Below are 3,772 nucleotides of genomic sequence, written 5' to 3' on the forward strand. Positions count from 1 at the left end.
CGATGGGCTCGTCGGCCTGAATGCGTTGCCCGGCAAGGCTTTGCCGACCATGAAAGAGGGCAGCGAACGAATCGGCGGCGACGTCCGGACGTCGAATGCCGTGTGGATATCGTTGACTCGAAGCCACTCGAAACCGGCTGCATTCAACGGGTGAGCGGAGTCGAACCCGGCGAAGACGATCGGTCAATCACCCGGGTTGTGGATATCGATGCCCAAAACAACAAGAAACGCTGTGCATGCCAAAGGTGAGCGAACCCGTCGAAGTCAGCATGCAGCACCATCAGGAGAGGTGTGGATATCCCGTTCCGCGGCGACTCGAAACCCTGTGATTTTAAAGGTGAGGGTGCCGGCGAGGTTTCGGTGTGAATAACAGCCGAGGAAAGTCAGTCGAAACGCTGTGCATTCGAGTGGTGAGCGTGCACCCGTTCAAGCCGGCCGAGCCTCGCCACAAAAGGCGCTGGCGGCCATCGCCGACCACCAGTCGGGCGCGCGCATCCTACCACTTCAAGTCTGCTGATCGAGCACCTGCACGACCGCCTTCTCGCCAAGACTCCCGGCCGGCCCGACCACCGCATAGTTGAGCCCGTTCACCGAGCCATACCGCGCCAGCAGCGCGCCATCCACCCGTTGCCCATTCGGCAGCAGCCGATGTTTCGATTCCGCCGGCCGGAGATAGAAGCTCAACGTCCGTCCCGCGTCATCCTGATAGAGCACCATCGCAGCAGTAGCGCCGCTGTCGGTCGTGAACAACCGCCCACCAACCGGCCTGAACCCCGCCGCGCTCAAATCCGGCAGCTTCGCCGATGCGCCCACGCCTTTGGTGAGCCACCCTTGCAAATCACTCGCACCGGTCGGCCGGTAATCGACCTTGGCCGTCCGATCGACCACCATCATCTGGTAAGCCTTGACCGCATCACTCATCGGCGCGATGGGCGGCGGCGCGTTCCACCCGCGCGCCTGCCATCCGCCGAACGTCCCGAGCCCGACGCAGAACACGAAGGAAGCCGCCATCGCGAACCGCATCCGCGCGCGCTCGGCCCGTCGGCCGCGAATCGCGGCCGGATCCAGCGCAGGGTTATCGGCCGGCATCCGCACGCTCTCCAGCGCGGCCCGCAACCGCTGCGCGTCCTGCTGCCATTGCTTCACCTGTTCCGCGCGCGCCGGATGCAGCGCGAGATAACGCTCGACCGCTGCGCGCGCATCGTCGTCGAGTTGGCCGTCGACATAGGCCTGAAGGTCATGTTCGTTCGGAGGGGTGTTCATTTCTTCATCAGCCGCAAGGAAGGAGCAGGAAGTTCGCCGTCGCTGAGCTGGCGCAGCGCCTGGCGCGCGCGGGAGAGCCGCGACATCACCGTGCCGATCGGCACTTCGAGCAGGTCGGCGACTTCCTGATAGGTGAAGCCTTCGACCGCGACGAGCAGCAGCAGGCTGCGCTGTTCGTCCGAGAGCCGGCCGAACGCTTCGAGCGTCGCGCGCGCCGCGAATTCGCGTTCGGCGGACGGCCAGTGCGCTTCGTCGTCGTCGCGGATGCGGCCGAGCAGCCACGCGTAGCGCTTCGCGCTGCGTTTGCCATCGAGAAATTGCCGGTACAGGATCGTGAACAGCCAGCTGCGCAGCGATGCGTCGTCGCGGCGGCTCGTCCAGCGCGACAGCGCACGCTCGAGCGTCGACTGGACGAGATCGTCGGCCGCGTGCACGTCGCGCGCCAGCCAGAGCGCGAAGCGTCGCAGCCTGGGGATGAGTTCGCGCAATGCTTCGTCGTCGAGGGCGGTGGAGGGCATGGCCGGGCCGGTTGCCGAAAGGGTCGTAGATGCCGCGTAGGACGCCGGCCGGCATCGGTTATTCCCTCCAGCATACGAAAAAAACTGTTCGTGGAATAAAGCGGCGTGGGCGGCGTCCTACGCGCGTTCGACAATGATCTGACGATCGGGAGTGCATTCATGAAGCAATCTTCTTCTTCGCCGCAGCGCGAGCCCGGGCGCGGGTGGTGGCGCTGGGCCGTGATCGGCGGCGCGGTGGCCGGCGTGGCTGCGGCGTTCGGGTATGCCGGCGGGTGGCTCGCGCCGGCGCGTCTGACCCCGCACCGGCTCGTCGACGCGCTGCAGACCAACAGCGGTATCCATCCCGGCTACCGGCGCAATCACGCGAAGGGCGTGTGCGTGACCGGCTACTTCGAAGGCAACGGCGCCGCGAGCGCGTATTCGGTCGCGCCGTTCTTCAAGGCGGTGCGCACGCCGGTGGTCGGGCGCTTCGCGTTGCCGGGCGGGAATCCTTATGCGCCCGACAGCAGCGTGCCGATCCGCAGCCTCGCGCTGAAGCTGACCGCACCGGACGGCCAGCAATGGCGGACGGGGATGAACGCGATGCCGGTGTTTCCCGTCGCGACGCCACAGGCGTTCTACGAGCAGACGCTCGCGACCCAGCCCGATCCGAAGACGGGCAAGCCGGACCCGGCAAAGGTGAAGGCGTTCTTCGGCGCGCATCCGGAAGCGGGCGCGTTCCTGCAATGGGTGAAGGGTGCGAAGCCGAGCGCGAGCTACGTCACCGAAAGCTATTACGGGCTGAACGCGTTCTACTTCGTCGACGCGGCCGGCAAGCGCCAGGCGGTGCGGTGGCGCGTCGTGCCGGAGCAGACGGCGGGCGCCGGCGACGTCGCGACGGCCGCGGACCCGAACGTGCTGCAACAGGACGTGACGCAGCGCATCGCGGCCGGCCCGCAGAAGTGGAAGCTGCTGGTCACGCTGGCGGAGCCCGGCGACCCGGTGGACGACGCGACGAAGATCTGGCCCGCGCAGCGCACGACGATCGATGCGGGCACGCTCGTGCTCGACCGCGTGGAGGCGCAGGACAGCGGCCCGTGCCGCGATGTGAACTACGACCCGACGGTACTGCCGCAGGGGATCCAGGTGTCGGGCGATCCGTTGCTGGCGGCGCGCTCGGCCGCGTATGCGGATTCGTATCTGCGGCGCACGAGTGAAGAGGCCGGCGTGGCAGGCGTGGCGCGAGTGAGTGGGGAGGGAAGGTGATGAAGGCTTCGACGACGTTTAGTTTGCCGGCGCGGGTGCTGCACTGGGTGATGGCCGCGATGATCCTCGCGATGCTGTTCATCGGGGTGGGGATGGTGGCGTCGGTTTCCGGCCGGCACGAGATCCTGGTGGCGATTCACAAGCCGCTGGGCGTGGCCGTACTGGTGCTGGTGTGTGTGCGGATCGTGGTGCGGATGCTGTCGAAGCCGCCGGCGTTGCCCGAGGATCTGCCGTGGTGGCAGAAGGTGGCTGCGCACGGTTCGCATCTCGTGCTGTATGCGCTGATGGTCGCGATGCCGCTGATCGGCTGGGCGATGCTGTCGGCGGGCGGGTATCCGGTGACGCTGGGCGGCGGCGTGCAACTGCCGGCGCTGGTGTCGGCTGATCCGGTGACGTTCGCGTGGCTTCGGGTCGCGCATCGCGTGCTGGCCTATCTCTTCTTCCTGACGTTCCTCGCGCACTTTGCCGCGGCGCTGTATCACGGGCTGATCCGGCGAGACGGCGTGGTGAGGGCGATGGTGGGGCGGTAATCGACGGAAGGTTGCGTGCGATACGGCGGGGCTGCTCAAGGGCGACCGAGGCTGCGCCTGCCGTGTCGCTTATATATGAGCACTGGGAAGGCTCGGCGGACTCCGCCATAGCATGTCAAAAATATTTCACAAAAGGGGTTGCGGAGACCGGGGCGGATGCATAAAATCACGCCTCTTTCGCGCTAACGGAAACGCAGCGCGGGGAAGAAGAGGGAA

4 protein-coding genes are annotated in these 3,772 nt (G+C 66.5%); 2 read left to right on the top strand and 2 right to left on the bottom strand.

Translation table 11 applies throughout. The annotated features are described in order from the left end of the window. Positions 1 to 504 precede the first annotated feature (504 nt). Together JMF90_RS28105 and JMF90_RS28110 are read right to left on the bottom strand one after the other, a co-directional pair. Positions 505 to 1,263, bottom strand: a complete 759-nt coding sequence (locus tag JMF90_RS28105) for an anti-sigma factor (protein ID WP_201316656.1) — start codon at positions 1,261 to 1,263, stop codon at positions 505 to 507. Beyond that, the gene (locus tag JMF90_RS28110) at positions 1,260 to 1,781 is read right to left on the bottom strand and encodes a sigma-70 family RNA polymerase sigma factor (RefSeq protein WP_006477208.1); all 522 of its coding nucleotides are present in this window, start codon (positions 1,779 to 1,781) and stop codon (positions 1,260 to 1,262) included. Before JMF90_RS28110 ends, JMF90_RS28105 begins: the two co-directional genes overlap by 4 nt. A 159-nt stretch (positions 1,782 to 1,940) precedes the next feature. On the opposite strand from JMF90_RS28110, the gene JMF90_RS28115 reads away from it, so the two are divergent. Together JMF90_RS28115 and JMF90_RS28120 are read left to right on the top strand one after the other, a co-directional pair. Next, entirely contained in the window at positions 1,941 to 3,026 is a 1,086-nt protein-coding gene (locus JMF90_RS28115; RefSeq protein WP_201316655.1) for a catalase family peroxidase, read from the top strand. Next, positions 3,026 to 3,556, top strand: a complete 531-nt coding sequence (locus tag JMF90_RS28120) for a cytochrome b (RefSeq protein WP_011544490.1) — start codon at positions 3,026 to 3,028, stop codon at positions 3,554 to 3,556. The genes JMF90_RS28115 and JMF90_RS28120 overlap by 1 nt, the downstream gene beginning before the upstream one ends. Positions 3,557 to 3,772: the final 216 nt, after the last annotated feature.

The sequence above is a fragment of the Burkholderia sp. E168m23 genome, assembly GCF_016586125.1.
GTDB classification, from domain to species: Bacteria; Pseudomonadota; Gammaproteobacteria; order Burkholderiales; family Burkholderiaceae; genus Burkholderia; species Burkholderia orbicola.